This is a genomic window from Pseudomonas sp. MWU13-2862 (assembly GCF_023242495.1).
GTDB classification, from domain to species: Bacteria; Pseudomonadota; Gammaproteobacteria; order Pseudomonadales; family Pseudomonadaceae; genus Aquipseudomonas; species Aquipseudomonas gingeri_D.
Window position 1 is genome coordinate 82,617 of the sequence record NZ_JALMEZ010000001.1, and the last position, 20,811, is coordinate 103,427.

General features: G+C 62.1%; 19 protein-coding genes, 1 tRNA gene and 1 riboswitch. Of the genes, 7 read left to right on the plus strand and 13 right to left on the minus strand.

What is annotated here, in order from left to right; translation table 11 throughout:
• Positions 1–40: 40 nt before the first annotated feature.
• From M5C56_RS00440 to metE, 3 genes are all read right to left on the minus strand, one after another.
• Positions 41–772 (minus strand): CbtA family protein, encoded by a 732-nt coding sequence (locus tag M5C56_RS00440; protein ID WP_103499522.1) that lies wholly within the window; start codon positions 770–772, stop codon positions 41–43.
• Positions 773–787: 15 nt separating this feature from the next.
• Positions 788–1,000: a CbtB domain-containing protein gene (locus tag M5C56_RS00445; protein WP_103499523.1), complete on the minus strand. Its 213-nt coding sequence runs from the start codon at positions 998–1,000 to the stop codon at positions 788–790.
• 33 nt (positions 1,001–1,033) lie between these two features.
• Positions 1,034–1,167, minus strand: a riboswitch (cobalamin riboswitch).
• Between the two features lie 97 nt (positions 1,168–1,264).
• The gene (gene metE / locus M5C56_RS00450) at positions 1,265–3,553 is read right to left on the minus strand and encodes a 5-methyltetrahydropteroyltriglutamate--homocysteine S-methyltransferase (RefSeq protein WP_103499524.1); all 2,289 of its coding nucleotides are present in this window, start codon (positions 3,551–3,553) and stop codon (positions 1,265–1,267) included.
• Positions 3,554–3,757: 204 nt separating this feature from the next.
• Here metE and yghX point away from each other — a divergent pair, with 204 nt between their 5' ends.
• On the plus strand, positions 3,758–4,645 hold the full coding sequence (gene yghX, locus M5C56_RS00455; RefSeq protein WP_103499525.1) for a YghX family hydrolase: 888 nt from the start codon (positions 3,758–3,760) through the stop codon (positions 4,643–4,645).
• A gap of 279 nt (positions 4,646–4,924) precedes the next feature.
• On the opposite strand, the gene M5C56_RS00460 is transcribed toward yghX, so the two are convergent.
• A complete protein-coding gene (locus tag M5C56_RS00460) occupies positions 4,925–6,256 on the minus strand; it encodes a PLP-dependent aminotransferase family protein (RefSeq protein ID WP_103499526.1) in 1,332 nt (443 codons plus the stop codon).
• 92 nt (positions 6,257–6,348) lie between these two features.
• Here M5C56_RS00460 and M5C56_RS00465 point away from each other — a divergent pair, with 92 nt between their 5' ends.
• On the plus strand, positions 6,349–7,245 hold the full coding sequence (locus tag M5C56_RS00465; protein WP_103499527.1) for a DMT family transporter: 897 nt from the start codon (positions 6,349–6,351) through the stop codon (positions 7,243–7,245).
• Between the two features lie 114 nt (positions 7,246–7,359).
• Here M5C56_RS00465 and fabF read toward each other — a convergent pair whose 3' ends face one another.
• The gene (fabF, locus tag M5C56_RS00470) at positions 7,360–8,628 is read right to left on the minus strand and encodes a beta-ketoacyl-ACP synthase II (RefSeq protein ID WP_103499528.1); all 1,269 of its coding nucleotides are present in this window, start codon (positions 8,626–8,628) and stop codon (positions 7,360–7,362) included.
• A 114-nt stretch (positions 8,629–8,742) separates the two neighbouring features.
• Here fabF and M5C56_RS00475 point away from each other — a divergent pair, with 114 nt between their 5' ends.
• Positions 8,743–9,216 carry a helix-turn-helix domain-containing protein gene (locus M5C56_RS00475; protein ID WP_103499529.1) on the plus strand — a complete coding sequence of 158 codons (474 nt, stop codon included), beginning with the start codon at positions 8,743–8,745 and terminating at the stop codon, positions 9,214–9,216.
• 21 nt (positions 9,217–9,237) lie between these two features.
• On the opposite strand, the gene M5C56_RS00480 is transcribed toward M5C56_RS00475, so the two are convergent.
• A tRNA-Gln gene (locus M5C56_RS00480) sits at positions 9,238–9,312 on the minus strand.
• A 149-nt stretch (positions 9,313–9,461) separates the two neighbouring features.
• Complete coding sequence (locus M5C56_RS00485) at positions 9,462–10,217, minus strand: helix-turn-helix transcriptional regulator (RefSeq protein ID WP_103494954.1); 756 nt, start codon at positions 10,215–10,217, stop codon at positions 9,462–9,464.
• A 113-nt stretch (positions 10,218–10,330) separates the two neighbouring features.
• Here M5C56_RS00485 and M5C56_RS00490 point away from each other — a divergent pair, with 113 nt between their 5' ends.
• The 3 genes from M5C56_RS00490 (at position 10,331) to M5C56_RS00500 (ending at position 13,801) form a co-directional block, all read left to right on the plus strand.
• On the plus strand, positions 10,331–10,969 hold the full coding sequence (locus M5C56_RS00490; RefSeq protein WP_103495010.1) for a YebB family permuted papain-like enzyme: 639 nt from the start codon (positions 10,331–10,333) through the stop codon (positions 10,967–10,969).
• Between the two features lie 176 nt (positions 10,970–11,145).
• The gene (locus tag M5C56_RS00495; RefSeq protein ID WP_103494955.1) at positions 11,146–11,766 is read left to right on the plus strand and encodes a LysE family translocator; all 621 of its coding nucleotides are present in this window, start codon (positions 11,146–11,148) and stop codon (positions 11,764–11,766) included.
• A gap of 115 nt (positions 11,767–11,881) precedes the next feature.
• Entirely contained in the window at positions 11,882–13,801 is a 1,920-nt protein-coding gene (locus tag M5C56_RS00500) for a methyl-accepting chemotaxis protein (protein WP_103494956.1), read from the plus strand.
• 26 nt (positions 13,802–13,827) lie between these two features.
• Here M5C56_RS00500 and M5C56_RS00505 read toward each other — a convergent pair whose 3' ends face one another.
• From M5C56_RS00505 to M5C56_RS00515, 3 genes are all read right to left on the minus strand, one after another.
• On the minus strand, positions 13,828–14,781 hold the full coding sequence (locus tag M5C56_RS00505) for a diguanylate cyclase (RefSeq protein WP_103494957.1): 954 nt from the start codon (positions 14,779–14,781) through the stop codon (positions 13,828–13,830).
• Between the two features lie 3 nt (positions 14,782–14,784).
• Positions 14,785–15,783, minus strand: coding sequence for a response regulator (locus M5C56_RS00510; RefSeq protein ID WP_103494958.1), 999 nt, complete (start codon positions 15,781–15,783; stop codon positions 14,785–14,787).
• A gap of 192 nt (positions 15,784–15,975) precedes the next feature.
• On the minus strand, positions 15,976–16,950 hold the full coding sequence (locus M5C56_RS00515) for a GlxA family transcriptional regulator (protein ID WP_247262981.1): 975 nt from the start codon (positions 16,948–16,950) through the stop codon (positions 15,976–15,978).
• A 113-nt stretch (positions 16,951–17,063) separates the two neighbouring features.
• Here M5C56_RS00515 and inhA point away from each other — a divergent pair, with 113 nt between their 5' ends.
• On the plus strand, positions 17,064–17,753 hold the full coding sequence (gene inhA, locus M5C56_RS00520) for an isonitrile hydratase (RefSeq protein ID WP_103494959.1): 690 nt from the start codon (positions 17,064–17,066) through the stop codon (positions 17,751–17,753).
• On the opposite strand, the gene M5C56_RS00525 is transcribed toward inhA, so the two are convergent.
• Genes M5C56_RS00525 through M5C56_RS00535 form a run of 3 tightly spaced genes read right to left on the minus strand, consistent with a single transcriptional unit; the run spans position 17,750 to position 20,734 of the window.
• Complete coding sequence (locus tag M5C56_RS00525) at positions 17,750–18,076, minus strand: hypothetical protein (RefSeq protein WP_103494960.1); 327 nt, start codon at positions 18,074–18,076, stop codon at positions 17,750–17,752. The two genes, inhA and M5C56_RS00525, sit on opposite strands and share 4 nt — an antisense overlap.
• Positions 18,073–19,425: an acyclic terpene utilization AtuA family protein gene (locus M5C56_RS00530; RefSeq protein WP_103494961.1), complete on the minus strand. Its 1,353-nt coding sequence runs from the start codon at positions 19,423–19,425 to the stop codon at positions 18,073–18,075. The genes M5C56_RS00525 and M5C56_RS00530 overlap by 4 nt, the downstream gene beginning before the upstream one ends.
• 16 nt (positions 19,426–19,441) lie before the next feature.
• Entirely contained in the window at positions 19,442–20,734 is a 1,293-nt protein-coding gene (locus tag M5C56_RS00535; protein ID WP_103494962.1) for a citrate:proton symporter, read from the minus strand.
• Between the last annotated feature and the right edge of the window lie 77 nt (positions 20,735–20,811).

The following is a 20,811-nucleotide window of genomic DNA, read 5'->3' on the forward strand; positions in this document are numbered from 1 at the left end:
GGTTCAAGCAGTGCCGTTTGCACGGCACCGCTCTTCAACTTCAGGCGCGGGTGGAGAACCCGGGCAGATTCAGCTTGCGCTCGGCCAACCAGCCAAACGTCAGGCCTACGGTGGTCCAGAGCACCAGTTGGATGCCCAGGGAGGCCACGCGGAACTTCCACAGCAGGACCGCCGAGAAAGCCTGCGGCACTTCATTGATGGTCGGAAACAGAGCACCGGCAACCGCCATGATCAGAATGTACAACCCTACCGCCAGGATCGAGCCGCTCCAGATGCCGAGGGCCGGGATCAGCTTACGCGCGGCATTGATCGCAATCACCGCCGCAATCACCGACACCAGCAACATCAGGAAGAACAGCTTGGTGCGCTGCGCGATGGTTTCCGGATCGCCAATTGACGGCGGATTGGACGGGTATTTCAGCCCGGGTACCAGAATCAGCGTGACGAAGGCCGCCAGCGCCAGTAGCGCAGCCAGGCCACGCGGGCCGATCTTGCCGACACGCCCGAGGGAATAGGCAAACACCAGGGCGAAGATCCCGCCCAGGGAAACGCTGTACACCACCACACCGGTGAACAAACCGAACGTGCTCTGCACCTCGCGGCTCACCAGCTCCTCTTCTTCCGGAGCATCACCGTGCATGTGCGCCATGTGTTCTTCGAAGGCAATCGCCTTGTCGATTTGCGGCTCGCCAAACACTTTGGCAAAGCCAAAGGCAAGAATGCCGGCGAGCAAGCCCACCAGCATACCGCGAATCAATAATTGACCGGTCATGTCATGTTCCTTGAATCAGTGGCAGGGGAAACCAAGCAGGTGGCGTCCGTCGTGCACGAATTCGTGGACATACATACCCTTGAACAAAGCCGTCGCGCCCTGCTCCGCACCGACGAAATAAATCGCCAGCATCAACAGCAGGCCGCCAAAAATGGCCCAGGGAAGGATTTCGCCCAACGGAATGGTGGGCAGGGAAACATCGGTCTGCGTAGCAGCGTTATAAGCCATATGAACCTCCAGGGAAGACGCGTCCCAGTACGGATTACGGATTGGAGAAACAGGGTCTGGCTTACGACTGATAAACAGCCGAATACAGTGGCGCGACCGCGCCGGATTTCAACCGGCTTCCTGTTTCTGAACGAGTTGTAAAACGCTCTAGTGAAAAAGCGATAGAACCCCGGCAGTGTACGCACTCCGGCTGACAGCAGCCATAAAAAAGCCGGAGCACGCTGACAGACTCCGGCAGGTACTTCAGGCGCAGGGCTTAGCGCATTACCCCAGTTCTGCACGCAGTTGGCGGGCGGCGCTGACCATATGCACCAGAGCAGCCTCGGTTTCCGGCCAGCCGCGGGTTTTCAGACCGCAATCCGGGTTGACCCACAGACGCTCGGCGGGAATGCGCTGGGCGGCCTTGCGCAGCAGGTTGGCCATTTCCGAAGCATCCGGAACCCGTGGCGAGTGGATGTCGTAGACGCCCGGCCCGATTTCATTCGGGTAAGCGAAGGCTTCGAACGCCTCCAACAGCTCCATGTCCGAACGCGAGGTTTCAATAGTGATGACGTCGGCATCCATTGCCGCAATGGACTCGATCACATCGTTGAACTCGCTGTAGCACATGTGGGTATGGATCTGGGTTTCGTCACGCACACCGGACGCGCACAGACGGAAGACCTCGGTGGCCCAGTCCAGGTAGTGCTGCCATTGCGCCCGGCGCAGCGGCAGACCTTCGCGGAACGCCGCTTCGTCGATCTGCACGATCTTGATGCCAGCGGTTTCCAGGTCCACCACTTCGTCACGAATGGCCAGGGCCAGTTGACGAGCCTGCACTTCACGGGACACGTCCTCACGGGGGAAGGACCACATCAGCATGGTCACGGGACCGGTCAGCATGCCCTTCATCACTTTGTCGGTAAGGCCCTGGGCGTAGCGGATCCACTCCACGGTCATGGCTTTCGGACGGCTCAGATCGCCGAAGATCACCGCGGGTTTCACGCAACGGGAACCGTAGCTCTGGACCCAGCCAAAGCGGCTGAAGACATAACCCTCGAGTTGCTCGGCGAAGTACTCGACCATGTCGTTACGCTCGGCTTCACCGTGCACCAACACGTCCAGGCCCAGGCGCTCCTGGAACTCGACAGCATGGCGAATCTCGCTCTGCATCGCTTCGGTGTATTCGGCTTCGCTCAACTTGCCTTGCTTGAACGACTGACGCGCCAGGCGGATGGCCGCCGTTTGCGGAAACGAACCGATGGTCGTGGTCGGGAACAGCGGCAGATCCAGGCCGGCGCGCTGCTTCTCGATACGGGTAGCGAACATCGAGTGACGCTGACTGTCCTTGGCGGTGATCGCGGCAACACGAGCTTGCACAGCCGGTTTGTGGATGCGCGGCGAGGCGGCACGGCTGGCTTGAACCGCACGGCTCCTGGCCAGTGCTTGCAGGACTGGAACCGCTTCGGGTTCGTTGATGGCACGGGCCAGAATCGCCACTTCTCCACACTTCTGCACGGCAAAGGCCAGCCAGCTCTTCAGTTCGGCGTCCAGCTTGTCTTCACGGCCCAGGTCGACCGGACTGTGCAGCAACGAACAGGAAGGCGCGACCCACAGGCGATCGCCCAGGCGCTCATTGGCATGTTGCAAGACCGCCAGGGCTTTTTCCAGGTCGCAACCCCAGACGTTACGGCCGTTGACCAAGCCCAGCGACAGTACCTTGTAAGCAGGCAGGCGATCGAGGATGGTCGGGTATTGCTCAGGGGCACGAACCAGGTCGATGTGCAGGCCGTCGACCGGCAGATTGGCCGCCAGGCCGAGGTTCTCTTCCAGGCCACCGAAGTAGGTGGCAACCAGCTTCTTCAGTGGATCGCGCTGGATCAGGTTATAGGCCCGCTCAAAGGCGTTTTTCCATTCCTGCGGCAGGTCCAGGACCAGGATCGGCTCGTCGATCTGCACCCACTCGACGCCTTGGGCCGCCAGGCGCTGGAAGATCTGACCGTACAGCGGCAACAGGCGATCGAGCAGATCGAGCTTGTCGAAATCACCACCTTTGGCCTTGCCCAGCCACAGGTAGGTCAGCGGACCGATCACCACCGGCTTGACGTTGTGACCCAGTGCCAGTGCCTCTTCGACCTCTTCAAACAGTTGGTCCCAGCCAAGCTGGAACTGCTGGTCGGCGCTGAACTCCGGCACCAGGTAGTGGTAGTTGGTGTCAAACCACTTGGTCATTTCCTGGGCATGGGCACCGCCGCAGCAGCTGTCGCTGACGCCACGGGCCATGCCGAACAGGGTTTGCAGGGAGATCTTGCCGTCGTGCGGACGGAAACGCTCCGGGATCACACCGAACATCAGCGAATGGGTCAGCACCTGGTCGTACCAGGCGAAGTCGCCGACCGGCAGCAACTCGATACCGGCTTTCTTCTGCAGGTCCCAGTGGGCCTTGCGCAGCTCGCTGCCCACGGCACGCAGACCCGCTTCGTTCAGTTCGCCTTTCCAGAAGGCTTCTTGAGCTTTCTTCAGCTCGCGGTCGCGGCCAATGCGCGGAAATCCTAGGGAATGAGCCAGTGCCATGACAAAAAACTCCAATATGTTCGATGGGAGCCATTGTCGACATTCAGCACATACTGAGACAAACTCATTTTAATATTGATGATCACAAGTTTCACTCATGATCATAAATCAATATTACCCATATGAAAGCCGCTCAAGCCCGAATACCCGCCTTTAGGTTCTACACTGGGCCGTAACCCGGACCACTCGAAAGGTAGCGCCCAGATGGAACGTCTCACCGCGAAAGACTTTGCCCCTGAACTGCTTGAGCTGTACGACTACTATGTCCACGGCAAGATCAACCGCCGGGAGTTTCTTGATCGTGCGGCAAAGTTCACCCTCGGTGGTCTCGCCGCCAGCAGCCTGCTGGCGGCGTTGAGCCCGAACTATGCGCTGGCCGAACAGGTGCCGTTTACCGACCCGGACATCCTCGCCGAATACATCACCTACCCCTCCCCCAAGGGCAACGGGCAAGTGCGTGCCTATCAGGTGCGTCCGGCCAAGGCCAGCGGCAAGGTGCCCGCTGTGGTGGTCGTGCATGAAAACCGTGGGCTCAATCCCTATATCGAAGACGTTGCCCGGCGGGTGGCCAAGGCCGGATTTATCGCCCTGGCCCCGGATGGCCTGTCATCGGTCGGCGGCTATCCCGGCAATGACGAAAAAGGCCGGGAGCTGCAACTGACCGTCAACCCGGAAAAGCTCATGAATGACTTTTTCGCTGCCATCGAATGGCTGATGCACCACGACAGCACCACCGGCAAGGTCGGCATCACCGGCTTCTGCTATGGCGGCGGGGTCGCCAATGCCGCCGCCGTGGCCTATCCGGAACTCAGCGCCGCGGTGCCCTTCTATGGCCGCCAGCCAAAGGCCGAGGAAGTGGTGCGGATCCAGGCGCCCCTATTGCTGCACTACGCAGAACTGGACAAGGCGATCACCGACGGCTGGCCCGCCTATGAGCAGGCATTAAAAGCCGCCGGCAAGGTCTATGAGGCGCATATCTACGCCGGGGTTAACCACGGTTTTCACAACGACTCCACACCGAGATACGACGAGGCGGCCGCCAAGCTGGCCTGGGACCGGACCCTGGGGTGGTTCCGGCGCTATCTGGTCTAGGGGGTTATGTCGGAGAAATCGTGGCCAGGAGGCCAATCGCAATTGTCAGTATGAGAAATCCACCCAGGAACATCGCCATCTTGGCCATAAGGCCTCCTCGACTATAAGGTCAGCGCATAACGCGGAGTGCGTAATGAGTTTACGGAGCAGAGCAAACAGAGGTCGTGGCCCGGCATAACAGGCCGTAACCCCGGGCATCTGCACAAGGCTGATCCGTAGGTTCATTGTCGGTCGTGGGCCGAATACATTACAGAGGCAGATGACGATGAAAAATACGGATCAGAACAGCGGGCCGAGCACCCGCTGCACTTTCACCAGCGCCACCCGAAGGGTCTCCATGTCCACGGAACCCAAGGCCAGGCGGATCGCATGCGGCACCTGCACGGAGGTCGCAAAAGGCTCGGCGGTGGACACCGAAATCTGTTCGCGCATCAGCGCCATGGCGATCTGATCAGCCCGTGCCTCTTCCGGCAGGGGCAGCCAGAGAAAGAACGAAGACCGATGGCGAACGGTGTGCAGGCCGCCCAACAACTCTTCGGCCATGGCCTGCCTGGCCTGGGCATCCTTGCGCTTTTGCACCTCGAGCCGGGCAACGGTGCCATCCTCGATCCAGGCGGTGGCAATCGCCGTCAACACCCCCGGCGTGTTCCAGGTGGTCACCCGGATGGTGCGCTCCAACGCCGCCACCCGCGATATCGGTGCCGCGACAAACCCCACCCGCAAACCGGCGGCCACGCTCTTGGACAGACCGGAAACGTAGAGCGTCCTTTCCGGCGCCAGCTCGGCTAACGGCGGCGGCGCTTTCTCCGCCAGGTAGGCATAGGCTGCATCCTCGATAATCAACAGATCATGCTGACGTGCAATCGACACCAACTGTTTGCGCTGATCGGCCGCCATCACCCAGCCCATCGGGTTGTGCAGGGTCGGCATGCTGTAAACGGCACGTACCGGACGGCTGCGGCAGAGCTGCTCCAGGGCATCGAGATCCGGCCCCTGGTCGGAAACGGGAATCGGCACGATCTCAAGGTGCAGGGCCTGCGCCAACACCTTGAATCCGGGGTAGGTCAAGGCGTCCGCGGCGATCACATCCCCGGGTTGCAGAAACGCCATCAGGATCACCGTCAAACCATGCTGGGCACCGCTGACAATCAGCACCTGCTCGGCCGTCACCCTCAACCCCCGCGCCGCCAGGTGACGGGCGACCGCTGCCCGCTCGTGCAGGCGCCCGGCATGGGGGTGGTAGCGCAGCAAGGACTCCAGGTCGCCGGACAACGCCAACTGGCGCAAGGCCGTGCGCAACTGCTCGGCCTGCCCCGGCGACGAGGGATAGTTGAAGTTGAGATCGACCATCCCCTGGGTAACGTCGGGCTGGTCGATGCCCAGGCCGGAAGGCAGGGACGTCTCCCGGACAAAGGTGCCGCGCCCCGTTTCTCCGCTGACCAGGCCCATGGCTTCAAGCTCCCCATAGACCCGACTGGCCGTCACCAGGGCCAGACCGTGGGTGGCGGCCAACTGGCGATGGGTGGGCAGCCGAGCGCCAGGCGGCAAGCGCCCCGAACGGATATCGGCAGCAAAAACGTCAACCAGTGATTTATACCGGGAACGGGGCATCGGCAGATGTATCCATGACAATATTTTGATTGTATCAATACTCAGTCATAGCATGCGCCTCAAGCAACCCGAACCTTGAGCGTGAAGCGAAAATGGAACGAACCTCGCCCCTGAACACCCCGGCGCTGGCCAAAAATACCAGCGGCTGGCTCAATGGATTTATCGGTGTGTTGATCTTCAGCGGCTCGCTACCCGCGACACGGGTGGCGGTGCTGGAGTTCGACCCGGTGTTTCTGACCGTGGCCCGGGCGAGCATCGCCGGGGTTCTGGCGCTGTGCCTGCTGTTGCTGTTCAGGGAGAAGCGACCTGCCCGCAGCCAACTGCTGTCCCTGCTGGTGGTAGCCATCGGCGTGGTGCTCGGCTTTCCGTTATTGACGGCACTGGCCTTGCAGTACGTGACCTCGGCGCACTCCATTGTTTTCCTCGGTTTGTTGCCGCTGGCAACCGCGGTCTTCGGTGTACTGCGCGGCGGCGAGCGGCCCCGGCCGGTGTTCTGGTTCTTTTCCGTGCTGGGGAGTCTACTGGTGGTGGGGTTCGCCGTGTCCCAGGGACTGAACGCCTCGCCCCGGGGCGATATCCTGATGCTGCTGGCGGTGCTGGTCTGCGGTCTGGGTTATGCCGAAGGGGCGAAACTCTCACGGACGCTGGGAGGCTGGCAGGTGATTTCCTGGGCGCTGGTATTGTCGCTGCCGGTGATGCTCGTGCTGACGGGATTGCTCACACCCGCCTCGTTCACGGGGATCAGCCCACCGGCCTGGTTGAGCCTGGCGTATGTCTCGCTGCTCAGCATGCTGATCGGTTTTGTGTTCTGGTATCGCGGGCTGGCCCAGGGCGGGATTGCCGCCGTGGGACAGTTGCAGCTTTTGCAGCCGTTTTTCGGCCTGGCCCTGGCGGCGACTTTACTCCACGAGCCCGTCAGCCTGGGCATGCTGGGGGTCACGGTGGCGGTGATTCTTTGCGTGGCCGGCGCACGGAAATTCTCCAAGTAAACGCCGTCCCTTGTAGCAGCGCGGCTTGCCAGCGATGAGCCCCTTGAGGACGCCATCGCCGGCAAGCCAGGCTCCTACATTGACCGCGTTGACCTGAAGACGGTATCTCCCGCCCTACACCCAGCGCTTGAACAACACGCTGGCATTGACCCCACCAAAACCGAAGCCATTGGAGAGCGCGTACTCCATGGGCAACTGACGGGCCTGACCACGAATCAGATCAAGACCTTCGGCGAGCTCATCGGGGTTATCCAGATTGAGCGTTGCCGGTGCCACCTGATCACGCAATGCCAGAACCGTGAAGATCGCCTCGATCCCACCCGCAGCCCCCAACAGATGCCCCGTGGCGGATTTGGTCGAACTGATGGCCGGACCACCCGCTGTCCCGAACACCGCCTTGATGGCCGCCAACTCACCCTTGTCGCCCACTGGGGTCGAGGTGGCGTGTGCATTCAGGTGCTGGACCTGGGACGGTTCGATACCGGCCTGGCGCAATGCCTGCTGCATGGCACGGCGAGCACCGTCGCCATCTTCCGGTCCGGCGGTCATATGGTAGGCATCGGAACTGGTGCCGTAACCCACCAACTCGGCGAGGGGTTTGGCACCGCGGGCCAGGGCATGCTCCAACTCCTCGATCACCAGCAGGCCGGCGCCCTCTCCCATGACAAAACCATCGCGGGCCTGATCGAAGGGCCGGGAAGCGAACTGCGGCGTCTCGTTGTAATCACTTGAAAGTGCCCGTGCCGCCGCGAACCCGGCCAGGCTGACCCTGTGGATGCACGCTTCCGCGCCACCGCAGACCGCCACATCAATCTCCCCCGCACGGATCATCCGGGCCGCATCGCCGATGGCCTGGACGCCGGCGGCACAGGCGGTCACCGGAGCACCCAATGGCCCCTTGAGACCATAGCGGATCGAGACGTGACCGGCCGCCATATTGCTGAGAAACGAAGGGATGGTGAACGGCGACAGACGCCTCGGTCCCTTGCTGTCCGTGGTGCGCACCGCTTCGGCGATGGCGGGAAAACCGCCGACACCGGAAGCAATGATAGTTGCCGTGCGTTCCTGCGCCTCCGGGGAATCGGGAGCCCAGCCGGCCTGGGCCAGGGCCTCATCCGCCGCCGCCAGGGCGAACAGGATGAAACGGTCCATCTTGCGCTGCTCCTTGGCCGCCAGCAGCTGATCCGGATCGAAGCCGGCTTCCGGGTCCTGGGCACGGTCCTGGACCTGGCCGCCGATACTGATCGACAGGTCGCCGATCAACTCCGCCGGCAACTGTCGGATACCGGACTGGCCGGCCAGCAGGCGCTGCCAGACCTGTTCGACTCCGCAGCCCAACGGGGTCAGTGCGCCCATGCCCGTGACGACAATGCGTTTGCTCATGACGATCCAACTCCTTCCGTTTCTTGAGTGAGGTAATGGCTTGTGGACGCTACTATCATCATGAAAGTAACATACCTGCCTCACAAATATCCGCGCGCCCCGACAGGAGCCCCCATGCAACGCAAGACCCTGAGCCATGCCGAATGCCCGGTAGCCCGCAGCCTTGAGCGCGTGGGCGAGTGGTGGAATATCCTGATCATGCGCGATGCCCTGCATGGCCTGAAACGCTTCGACGAATTCTCCCGCAGCCTGGAGATTGCCCCGAACATGCTGACCCGGCGCCTGAATGGGCTGGTGGATGCGGGCCTGCTCGAACGTCAGCCCTACAGCCAGCGTCCGCTGCGCCATGAATATGTGCCGACGGCCAAGGGCGAGGATTTTCGCGTGGTGCTGATGGCGTTTGTCGAATGGGGCAATCGCCATTACGCGCCGGAAGGCGAAAGCGTGCAGATCGTCGAACGCGGGAGCGGACGACCGTTGCAATTGATGATGGCGGATATCGCCGATGGACGTCCGGTGCCGTTGGACCGTAGCACAGTGCAGGCCGGGCCGGCTGCCAGTGAGCAGATGCGCCAGCGGCTGGCATGATCTTAGGTACGAGAAGGAAAATGGCAGGGGCGGCTGGATTCGAACCAACGCATGGCAGGATCAAAACCTGCTGCCTTACCGCTTGGCGACGCCCCTGTAGCTGTTGCGACGAATGCTTGACACTCGCTTTTGATCTTGCAGCTTGCGAACCCGAGAAGGGTCACTGCAGGAGTGCGCGGAAATTTATCAACTTTCGCCTCGCCTGGGAAGCCCCAAGGTAAACAAATTTGTTTTAAAACAGCCACTTATTCTTGAGCGCGGTCGGGTACTGGCCGTTTGAGCTTTCTGAACGCCCGTGGCTCCCAGACACGCATGGCCAGCAGCAGCGCCGTGCCGCGCTTCTCGGACAAGGGTGCGCTCAGGGATTCGCTGTGAAGCGCTGCCAGCTTGCTGCGCAACCTGTGCATTTCGACCTGCAACTGGGCGTACGCCGCCTTCGTCAACATGCCATGGGCAAAGTCCAGGGTCTCGTCAGCAAGGTCGAAGCGGCTGGCCATAAAATCGGGTAGCCCCTGTTGCACAAAGAAGTGCCGGATAGGTCCGTCCGGCAGCCAGTCAAAATCTCGTGCGACAAGCAGCCGGATACGGTTGCCCGGCTTCAGATCCGCCAGCCCCATCCGCTCCAGCACCAGCAAGTGCTTGATGCACTCGGCCTTCGACAGATGATAGGCCGACACCATGTCCTCCAGTGACCATTGGTTCAACGCACACACGGCCACCAACAGCAGCTTCTCATTTGAGACCAGTTGCGCTTCCTGTTCATGGGTCAGCATTTGCAGACGCGGTGCCGATGCTTCGGACTCCTGAAGCAGTTCCGCCATCGTCAGCCCCAGCAGGTCACAGAACTGGGCAAGGCGCTCGACCGTCAGCCGTCCGCTGGCCAACAGCCGTTTCACGCTGGGTTCCGAGAGGTCCAGCGCCTGGGCAACGTCGCGATAGGTCATTCCCGCTGACTTGAGGCGCTGCTTGATCGTCGCGATGAGCTGGGTAATTGGAGTCATTAAGTATTGGAATCCGATACTGAAGGTATCAGCATAAGGAAATGCAAAGGATAAAGGTGTGAAATATGCACCCTCCTCCCATACTGGCCCTTCAAGAGAACAAGGAGGCCAGCATGTCCATTAGCAGCGCAATGAACAGCGTCATACGTTCGAAGGGGGTGCAAGGAAGTGCGCACGTCGAGTTGCCTGTCGCAGGACCACCGGTGGGTGATCTGCAAATCGGCGACCTGGTTTTTATCCGCGTCACCGCGCGCCCCTTCCTCGAAGTGGCCAACGCCACGAACTCATGGACCAACCATGTAGGCGTCGTCGTCGGTAACCGTGGCGATGACCCCCTGATTGCGGAGAGCACTTTTCCTTTTGCCCGAACCACGCCGATGACGCGTTTCCTGGAGCGCTCCGAGCACCGACGCTGCGCAGTCGCGAGGCTGACCGCGCCGCTCAATGAGCGGCATCGCAACATGCTGGTGAGCGCGGCCGAGAGCCGGATGGGGACCTTCTACGACACCGGTTTCAATATCGGCTCACGACGCCAGTTCTGCTCCCGCTTCGTGCGTGAAGTCATCCAGGAAGCGACGGCCATCCAGCTCGGCGACGTGGAGACGTTCGCCACGTTATTACGGGACAACCCCGATCCGAAGCTTGCCTTCTGGCGCTTCTGGTACTTCGGCCGGATTCCATGGCAACGGCATACCGTGACGCCTGCAAGCGTACTGCGAAGCCCGCATTTGCGCGTCATTTTCGACGCATAAGGAGATGCCTTGGGAGCAGCGCAACCTTGCGCAAAACGGGGTTGTTGATGCCGACCTACCGTACACCTGCGTGACAAGTCTCAGGTACAGATCAGGAAAGCCTTTGGCGCACTGGCATCCGGCCAAGGCTTGACGTTATTGTCGAGCTTTCCCGCCTCTCGATCCCGGAGCCTGCCATGAACCTGCCGACGCTGATCCTGTTTATACCGGCGTGCTTCGCCCTGAACATGGCTCCTGGCCCGAACAACCTGCTCTCGGTGAGCAACTCGACCCGTTATGGCTTTCGCACCTCTTGCCTGGCGGGCTTCGGCCGCTTGCTGGCATTTGCCGGCATGATCGCCCTGGCCTCCGCGGGCCTGGCGGTGGTGCTGCAGACCTCGGAGCTGCTGTTCTATGGCATCAAGATTCTCGGCGCGGCCTATCTGATCTACCTCGCCATCCAGCTCTGGCGCGCCAACCCCGATGCCGACATCCGCGCCCAAAGCGCCCCCGCCAGCCTGCGCGCCCTCGCCCGCCAGGAGTTCCTGGTCGCGGCCGGTAACCCAAAAGCCATCCTTATCTTCACCGCCTTCCTCCCCCAGTTCATCGACCCGACCCAGGGCATCTCCGCCCAGTTCGCCGTACTCGGCGCCCTGTTCCTGATGCTGGAATTGATCGCCATCAGCGCCTACGCCTATATGGGTGTGCATATGCGTCGCTGGTTCGCCGACCCCAAGGGCAAGCGCCTGTTCAACCGAGGTTGCGCGGTGCTGTTGTCAGGGGCGGCTTCGGTGCTGCTGATGGCGCGCAGAGCCTGAGCATTCCCGAGCGCCCCGCCTCCACACATCAAGCTTTGAGTGTTCCGGCCGATCTAACCTGTTAGAGGGCGGAAAAGCCCTCATATTTACGGTTTGATATGGAGGAGATTGCTCAATGCTTGCACCCATCAACAGGATGCTGGAAAACATCAGCGTCAGGACCAAGCTCGCCATAGGATTCGGCGTGGTCATACTGCTGACCCTGTTGATTGCAATCACCGGTTGGTTGGGTATCCAGTCACTCAGCAACCGTAGTGACCGAATCCTGGATATCGCCAAGCTGAACGATCTGGCCAAGGACGTACGCATCGGGCGCCTGTCCTACACACTGACCGCCGACCCACAGCATGCCGCGAACGTGGTCAAGCTCCTGGACAGTCTCGACAGCCACCTTGCCGAGAACCGCTCGACCTTCGTGGCCCCGCGAGATCTTGCGCAGATCGAATCTGCCGGCGAATCGGTCAAACGCTATCGCACGCACTTCAACGATTTCAGCCAGGCCATCCAGGCCCGCGATGCGACGCGCGCCGTGTTTGGCAATCATGCCGACGCCGCCGTGGCCGAACTGCAAAAGCTCAAGGACAGCGCCGCCTCGGCGAGCGGCAATCAGGCCCAGATCGACGCCGTGGTCAACGCGCAGATGCTGGTCCAGCAGGCAAGGTTTCAACTCCGAGGCTACAGCTACAGCCTGAAAGCCGAGCTTGAACAACCGGCCAAAGAGGCCATCGACCAGGCCGGCGCTTATATAAAGACCCTCAACGAGTTGCTGCCGTCGGCCCCGCCTGAAAGCCTGCAGCGCCTGCAACAATCAATGGCCGGCTATCGCGCCACCGTCGGCCAGTTCGCCGAGGCCCAGGTCAGGGCGGAAAAAATCCAGGCGCTGCTCAACGATGACATCGCCACTCTCTTCGCGGCGAACAAGCAATTGGCGCAGAACCAGGCCGAACAGAGTCTCGCTGACGTCCTCAACGCCCGCAATTGGCTGGCAGGTGCCTTTCTCGCCGCCTTGCTGCTCGGCATCATCGCGGCCTGGACCATCACCCGCCTGATCGTCGGCCCGTTGATGGAAACCCTGCGTCGGGCCGAGCAGGTGGCCGCCGGCAACCTGAGCGCCAACGTCACGGTGTCACGTCGCGACGAACTGGGTGCACTGCAACTGAGCATGCAGCGTATGACGCTCAACCTGCGGGAATTGATCGGCGGCCTGCGTGAAGGCGTCATACAGATTGCCAGTGCCGCCGAGGAACTGTCGGCGGTCACCGAGCAAACCAGTGCCGGGGTGAACAACCAGCGACAGGAAACCGACCAGGTCGCCACGGCCATGAACGAAATGGCCGCAACCGTCCAGGAAGTCGCGCGCAACGCCGAACAGGCCTCCACGGCCGCCGTCAGCGCAACCCGTGAAGCCCGCGAAGGTGGCGAAGTGCTTGGCCAGGCCATGAACCAGATCGACAAACTGGCTAACGAGGTCAATCACTCAACCACCGCGATGGGTGACCTCAAGCAGGAAAGCGACAAGATCGGCAGCGTTCTCGATGTCATCAAGTCCGTCGCCCAGCAGACCAATCTGCTGGCCTTGAACGCCGCGATCGAAGCGGCGCGGGCCGGAGAAGCCGGGCGCGGCTTCGCGGTGGTGGCCGATGAAGTGCGTAGCCTGGCACAACGGACCCAGACCTCGACCGAAGAAATCGAACAACTGATCAGCGGGCTGCACAACGGTACCGAAAAGGTCGCCAGCAGCCTCGAGAGCAGCCGCACACTGGCGCAAAGCAGTGTCGAATTCACGCGTCGGGCCGGCGTTTCGCTGGACGGTATCACCCAGTCGGTCCAGGCCATCGAATCGATGAACCATCAGATCGCCACTGCCGCCGAGCAGCAGAGCGCGGTGGCGGAAGAGATCAACCGTAGCGTGACCAACGTCCGCCAGATTTCCGAACAGACCTCGGCAGCCAGTGAGGAAACTGCAGCGTCCAGCATCGAACTCGCCCGGCTGGGGGTTCACCTGCAGACGCTGGTAGGAAAATTCACACTCTGAGAAATGGCAGAGCGGATCGGGTCGGTTTACTCGTAGACCGTCACCCGATTACGCCCGCCCTTCTTCGACGCATACAAGGCCTGGTCCGCCCAGGCGATCAGGTCGGCATGACTGATTGAAGACTGGCTCAGGTCGGCCACCCCCAGGCTGATAGTGAAGCGGATGCTCTGGCCTTCGTGCACGACTTCCAGGGCTTCGATGGCCTTGCGCAAGCGCTCGGCAAAAAAGCGTGCGCCGGCCTTGTCGGTGTCCGACAGCACCACGCCAAACTCCTCGCCGCCATAACGTCCGGCCACGTCGCTGTCGCGCACATGTTCACGGACCAGATCGGCCACGTGCTCGATGACCTTGTCCCCGGCCTGGTGGCCATAGGTGTCGTTGACCCGCTTGAAGTGGTCGATATCGAACATCACCAGGCTCGTGGCATTGCCATAGCGCTGGTTCCGGGCATAGGCGGCCTTGAGGCTTTCCTCCCAGTGCCCACGGTTGTACAGGCCCGTCAGGCGGTCGGTACTGGAGAGCTTCTGCAACTTGGCATTGGCCGCCTGGAGCTGATGGCGGTTGGTGGCCACGTCGGTGACGTCATAGATCACCAGGCAGATATGGGTGATGGTGCTGTTGGTGGAACGCAACGGCAGCAACGTGGTGTTCTGGTACATGAAGTCTTCCTGGCCGGTGATCGGCTGGTAGTTCTTGAACCGCACCAGGTAAGGCCGCTGCTCCCAGATGGTGAACGCCGGCGTACCCAGGGTCGCGACACTCTCCACCTTGCGGCTGAACCATTCGCGATCGACTTCGGGAAACAGGCTGAAGAAGGACTGGCTGCTGGCGTCCTTGGGCTGCACCCCGGAACGGTTTTCCATAAAGGTGTTCCAGACCTGCACGCAGTAGTCGCGGTCCAGTACCACCACGCCGACGTCGATGCTCTGGACAATCGCCAGCAACCAGTGAAACTCGTTCAGATCGAGAGTGTCGTTCATGGCTCAGCTCATCAGGTAGGCGAGTTTGTCGGTCAACCGCTGGATGGAGTCTTCCGTGAACAACAACAGCAAGTCGAAATGAATATCGTGCCCTTCCAGGCTGTAGCTGATTTCTACCGCCAGGGTCTTTTTCCAGCGCTGCTGGTTGACCCGGATCAGTTCGTCGATGGCCGCGTGCTGCCCGAGAATCTGTGGGTGGCCCTGGGAAAACACCACGTCGATCTGCTCGGCAATACTGCTCAGGCAGGCGCCGATCAGCACGCTGGAGAGGTCCAGCAACATTTCCAGATCCGAATACTCGGTGCCCTGACGCTGCATCAACTGCGCCATGTCGGCGATTTCCGAGTCATGGAACATCAGCAGGGCTTCGCCGGCAATGCCGCTGCCGATAAAGCCCTGGCAAATGGCGGTGAGCTGGTTGCCGTTGCCGGCATCCATCAGCGCCATGTGCAACTCGCCCACTTCGAGGATATTCACGTTCGGCACCGGCAAGTGCACGAACACCCCCAGCACCTTGGCGATCAGCGCCGCCGCACGACCGATGGCCACGTTGACCGTTTCGCGAAAGGCATCGCGAAAGCTGATTTCGGCCGTCGGTTCAGGGCGAGCGGCCAACGGCGCCGGACCGGGGGCATTGAGCAGCCCCAGTCCGTCGAGGGTCTCGCGCAGCTCGTCCTGGTCGAAAGGCTTTTTCAGGAACGCCAGTGCCCCCAATTCGTGCACCCGGCGCACGGCCTCTTCCTGGACGTCACCGGAGATCACGATCACCTGTGCCTGCAACCCTTCGGCACGAATCGCCGAGAGCACCTGATAGCCATCCATTTCCGGCATGGTCAGGTCGAGCAGAACCACTTGCCCCAAACCCTTGCGGATGGCCTCCATCCCCTGCCGGCCATCGCTGGCCTGGGTAATCGAGACCTGCCACTCTGCCGGCAGCGCCCGTAAAACCTGCTTACGGGCCATGTTGGAGTCATCACACACAAGTAGGGGAATCACTGACACAGACCGGTGCTCATCTTATTGGGGTATCAGGGAAAGCATTAATGGCATGATGCCATAAGTTTTACAAAACATGCTCAGCGTATAGGTTTTATTGAGAACTACGTCCGATATTCCAACAGCTTAGGCGCAATCGAGCCTCAGGGGATGGCTTAGGTCAACTAAGTGGATCGACGGTGTCACCCAACGGGCGTTTTATGGCCGCAGCGAAAAGCGCTCGCGATAGGCCTGGGGCGTGATGCTCATGGCCCGCAGAAAGCTGCGGCGCAGGGTTTCCTCGCTGCCGAAACCACAGCGAGTGGCAATCCGCTTGATCGGCAGCGCGGTGTCGCTCAGCAGGCGCCGGGCGGTTTCCACACGGATCTGCTCGATGGCCCGGGCCGGCGTCTGCCCGGTTTCGGCGCGGTAGTGACGGACAAAACTGCGCTCGCTCATGCCCGCCTGCTGCGCCAGGATCGGGATCGACAGGTCCTGCGCCAGGTGCTCGGCGATCCAGGCCTGCAAGTCGCCAAAGCGGCTGCCGGCCTTCTGCAAGGACAAGGTGGCGCTGAATTGCGACTGCCCGCCCGGACGTTTCAGGAACACCACCAGATGCCGGGCGACCTCCAGCGCCACGGGGCGCCCCAGGTCCGCTTCAACCAGGGCCAGGGACAAATCGATGCCTGCCGTCACCCCCGCCGACGTCCAGACCGGGCCGTCGTTGATAAAAATCGGATTGGGCTCGACCCGCACCTGCGGGTACTGCGCGGCCAATTGTTCGCAGCGGGTCCAGTGGGTGGCCACCCGCCGCCCGTCCAGCCAGCCACTGGCCGCCAGCAGGAAAGCCCCGGTGCAGACCGAAGCGACCCGGCGTGCGCAACTGGCCTGCTGGCGTACCCAGGCCACCAGCGCCGGGTCCTCGGCGGCCGCGTAAGTCCCCCAACCACCGGAGATGATCAGGGTGTCGCACGCCCCCCCCGTCGCCGGCAAAGGATCAGCCACCAGGGCCAGCCCCGCCGAACTCATCACCGGTTCGCGCTGGTCGGCAATGACGCTCACGGCATAAGGCAGCGGCAAGCCCTCGGCACGGGCCAGGTCGTTGGCCGAGGCAAAGACCTGCAACGGCCCCGTGACATCGAGCACCTGCACATTGGGAAAGGCCAGGATGCGGATCGTTCTGGGTGTATTCATGGGGATTGGCGTGAAACGTGGGGTCAATGGCGGATACGCCAAAGCCTACGAAACTAAAGTAGGTTCGTCCAGCCTCGCCGGACCCGTTTATCCACTCCCAAGGAGCTATCGCCATGACGCTGCATATCGGCTTTCTGTTGTTCCCCAAAGTCCAACAGCTGGACCTTACCGGCCCCTACGACGTCCTGTTCTCGCTGCCGGATGCGCGGATCCACCTGATCTGGAAAGACCTGGCCCCCGTCACCTCCAGTACCGGCCTGGTCTTTACGCCGACGACGACGTTCGAAGACTGTCCGCCCCTGGACGTGATCTGCATTCCGGGCGGTGCCGGGGTAGGCCCCTTGATGGAAGATGCCGAGACCCTCTCGTTCATCGTCCGACAGGCCGCCCAGGCACGCTATATCACCTCGGTCTGCACCGGTTCCCTGGTACTGGGTGCCGCCGGGCTGTTGCAAGGTCGCAAGGCCACCACGCACTGGGCCTATCACGACCTGCTGGCGCCTCTCGGTGCCATCCCCGTGAAAGACCGTGTGGTACGTGACGGCAACCTGCTGACCGGCGGCGGCATCACCGCCGGGATCGATTTTGCCCTGACCCTGGTCGCCGAACTGGTGGGGGCGCAAGAGGCCCAGGTGACCCAGTTGCAGCTGGAATACGCACCGGCGCCGCCCTTCAACTCCGGTAGCCCGGAGACGGCACCTGTGCAGGTGCTGGAGATTGCCCGGCAACGGGCGGCGGAGTCGCACAAGCAGCGCAGCCTGATCACCGAACGGGTCGCCCAGCGCTTGAAACAAGTGGGTTAATCGCGCGCCCAGCGCATATCCAGCAATGCCGAGCCCAGGCTCTTGCCGTGGGCATCCAGCGCCAGGGAGCGGGTCACTCCGCCACGGAGGATGCCCGGCAAGACGAAATTCAAGGCCCGCACCCCCGGTACGGCATAACGCCGTACCGGTCCGGCTGCCGGATCGAGCAAGGGCGCAAAGTAGTCCGCCACCCGTTCGGCCGTCAGCCATTCACATAACCCGGGGTAGTCCTCGGCCCGATAAGCGATCACCGAGATATTCGAGGTGTCGCCTTTGTCGCCGGTGCGCGAATGGGCAAAGGCGCGCAATTCAAGACCACTCATGGGCGTTCCTCCAGATGTACCGTTGCCGTCAGGTTTTCCCGTGGCAGCAGCAGCGACGCCACCGCCACCACCTGCCGCACACTCTTGCTTGCGCCACCACCGCCGGACGGACCGTTGGTATACAGCGTCTCCACTTCATTGCCGACACGCAGCGCATCGGCCCGATCGACACAACGCGCCGCCACCCGCAAGCGCACTTCCCAGGGTTCACCCTGCCCTCGCGCACTCAGCGCTTCGCCATACAGGGCATCAACGCCGATCAGTTCCGCACGGACCTCTTCAGTTTTCACACCGATGATTTCCAGGCGCTGCAAGACAATCTCCCGCGCCAGCCGTGCCCGGGACAAGGCGCCCGGACCACCGTAGGACATCTGCCCTTCACCGATCCAACCGTCCAGGTAACCGACCGAGACCTTCAGCGTCTCCGGACGCTGGCGCCCGCTCGCCCCCTGCACGCCGACCCGGCCCGCGCCCTCTTCGACAAAACTCACGCCCTGAAAATCCGCCGTGACATCCGGCGTCAGGTAGGCCGCCGGGTCATGCACCTCATAGAGCAACTGCTCCGTGCAAGTCGCCGCGTCCACCCGGCCGCCGCTACCCACAACCTTGGTAATGGTCGCCCGGCCCTCGGCATCCACTTCCGCCAGGGGAAAGCCCAGGCGCGCCAGGTCCGGCACCTCCTTGACACCCGGGTCGGCAAAGTAACCGCCGGTGATCTGCCCCGCGCACTCCAGCAGATGGCCGATCAGGGTGCCACGGCCCAGGCGCGGCCAATCGTCCGCCGCCCAGCCGAACTCGAAGCACTGCGGCGCGAGAAACAACGATGGATCGGCCACCCGGCCGGTGATCACCACATCGGCATCGGCCGCCAGGGCCTGGACAATGCCTTCCGCCCCCAGATAGGCATTGGCGCAGACCAGTCGCTCGCCCAACTGCTCGACCCGTAAGCCGTTGTCCAGCCAACGGCTCGGTTCGGCACGCAGCACCTCAAGCACGTCGTCACCGGTCACCGCGGCAATCTTGAGCCCGGGCAAACCCAGCTCGATGGCGATCCGCCGGACCTCCCGCGCGGCGGCCAGGGGATTGGCCGCGCCCATATTGGTGATGATCCGCAGGCGCCGCCCAGCGCCGCCGACGAAGGGCAGCACGCGCTCCATCCGCTCACGCAACAAGGGGTCGTAACCGCCCTCGGGATCACTGAGCCGGGCCTGTTGTGCCAGGGCAATGGTCCGTTCGGCCAGGCACTCGAACACCAGGTAATCCAGCTCGCCCTTGGCCGCCAGTTCCACCGCCGGTTCAATGCGGTCGCCCGAATAGCCGGCACCGGAGCCGATACGCAAGGTTTTCATCGCAAGGTCCCTCCTATCAAAAGATGCCCAGAAGCAACGCCGTCAGGGTCATCAACACCGAGGCGGCGAGCAGGAAAGGAATGGTGAAACGCTGGTGATCGGCCAGTTCGATCTTGCACAGGCCCACCAGCAGAAAGGTCGCGGGGGTCAGCGGGCTGACCGGAAAACCGGTGGTATGCACCCCCAGCAAGGACGCCTGGGCCACCTGCAACGGTTCTACACCCAAGGCCTTGCCGACCTCGGCGATCACCGGCATCACGCCGAAATAAAAGGAGTCCGGATCGAACAACAGGCTCAGCGGCATCGACAGGAAACCCACCACTGCCGGAATCAGCTTGCCGTGGCCGGCCGGGATCTGCGCCACCGCCACTTCGGCCATGGCCTTGAGCATGCCGGTGCCCTGCATGATGCCGGTAAAGACCCCGGCCGCCAGGAGGATGCTGGCCATGGTCAGGGCGGTCTTGGCATGGGCGTCGACGCGAGCACGCTGGGCGTCGACATTCGGATAGTTGAGGCACAACGCAACCACGGTGCCGAGCATGAACATCACCACCGGGTCGACCCAACCGGCGATCATCACCGCCATCACCAGCACCGTCAGCAACAGGTTGGCCCAGAACAGGCGTGGACGCCGCAGGGCTTCTTCATCCGCACTGATCACCCGGCTCGGCACGCTGCCCGTGGCCAGACCCGCGCCCAGACCCAGACGTCGTTCTTCACGCCGGCCCAACCACCAGGCACAGGCGAAGACAAACAGCAGACCGACGATCTGCACCGGAATCAACGGCTGGAACAGGTCCGCCACCGGCACATGCAAGGCTGCCGACGAACGCAGCACCGGGCCGGTCCAGGGCAGGAAATTCACCCCGGCGGCCATCGCCGCGACACAGGCCAGGATCCGTCGGTCAATGCCCAATCGCGTATAGAGCGGCAACATCGCCGGGATGGTCACCAGAAAAGTCACCGCCCCGGAACCGTCGAGGTGCACCAGCAACGCCAGCAAGGCCGTGCCCATGACAATCCGCGTGGGCCGCGTGCCCACCGTGCGCAGGATGCGATCGATGATCGGGTCGAGCATGCCGGCATCCGTCATCACCCCGAAAAACAGGATGGCGAACACGAACATGCCCACCACCGGGGCGACGTTCTTGATGCCGGTGACGATAAAGGCACTGGTTTGCAGACCGAAACCACCGAGCAGCGCGGCAATGATCGGCAAGGCAATCAGCGCGACCAGGGGCGAGAGACGCTTGCTCATGACAGCCGCAAGCAGACAGACGATGGTGATGACACCCAATGTGGCGAGCATGGGAAGACTCCGGGGGCCGCTCAAGGGCGGACAGTTATTGTTTTCCCCAGAGTATTGGAACGCGGTTAAGCTTTGTA

Coding starts and splice junctions, on each gene's coding strand:
- metE (WP_103499524.1), bottom strand. CDS start 3,553: ATGGCACTGGCTCATTCCCTAGGATTTCCGCGCATTGGCCGCGACCGC.
- M5C56_RS00530 (WP_103494961.1), bottom strand. CDS start 19,425: ATGAAAACCTTGCGTATCGGCTCCGGTGCCGGCTATTCGGGCGACCGC.
- M5C56_RS00465 (WP_103499527.1), top strand. CDS start 6,349: ATGGAACGAACCTCGCCCCTGAACACCCCGGCGCTGGCCAAAAATACC.
- M5C56_RS00460 (WP_103499526.1), bottom strand. CDS start 6,256: ATGCCCCGTTCCCGGTATAAATCACTGGTTGACGTTTTTGCTGCCGAT.
- inhA (WP_103494959.1), top strand. CDS start 17,064: ATGACGCTGCATATCGGCTTTCTGTTGTTCCCCAAAGTCCAACAGCTG.
- M5C56_RS00515 (WP_247262981.1), bottom strand. CDS start 16,950: ATGAATACACCCAGAACGATCCGCATCCTGGCCTTTCCCAATGTGCAG.
- fabF (WP_103499528.1), bottom strand. CDS start 8,628: ATGAGCAAACGCATTGTCGTCACGGGCATGGGCGCACTGACCCCGTTG.
- M5C56_RS00485 (WP_103494954.1), bottom strand. CDS start 10,217: ATGACTCCAATTACCCAGCTCATCGCGACGATCAAGCAGCGCCTCAAG.
- M5C56_RS00475 (WP_103499529.1), top strand. CDS start 8,743: ATGCAACGCAAGACCCTGAGCCATGCCGAATGCCCGGTAGCCCGCAGC.
- M5C56_RS00495 (WP_103494955.1), top strand. CDS start 11,146: ATGAACCTGCCGACGCTGATCCTGTTTATACCGGCGTGCTTCGCCCTG.
- M5C56_RS00535 (WP_103494962.1), bottom strand. CDS start 20,734: ATGCTCGCCACATTGGGTGTCATCACCATCGTCTGTCTGCTTGCGGCT.
- M5C56_RS00500 (WP_103494956.1), top strand. CDS start 11,882: ATGCTTGCACCCATCAACAGGATGCTGGAAAACATCAGCGTCAGGACC.
- M5C56_RS00490 (WP_103495010.1), top strand. CDS start 10,331: ATGTCCATTAGCAGCGCAATGAACAGCGTCATACGTTCGAAGGGGGTG.
- M5C56_RS00505 (WP_103494957.1), bottom strand. CDS start 14,781: ATGAACGACACTCTCGATCTGAACGAGTTTCACTGGTTGCTGGCGATT.
- yghX (WP_103499525.1), top strand. CDS start 3,758: ATGGAACGTCTCACCGCGAAAGACTTTGCCCCTGAACTGCTTGAGCTG.
- M5C56_RS00525 (WP_103494960.1), bottom strand. CDS start 18,076: ATGAGTGGTCTTGAATTGCGCGCCTTTGCCCATTCGCGCACCGGCGAC.
- M5C56_RS00440 (WP_103499522.1), bottom strand. CDS start 772: ATGACCGGTCAATTATTGATTCGCGGTATGCTGGTGGGCTTGCTCGCC.
- M5C56_RS00445 (WP_103499523.1), bottom strand. CDS start 1,000: ATGGCTTATAACGCTGCTACGCAGACCGATGTTTCCCTGCCCACCATT.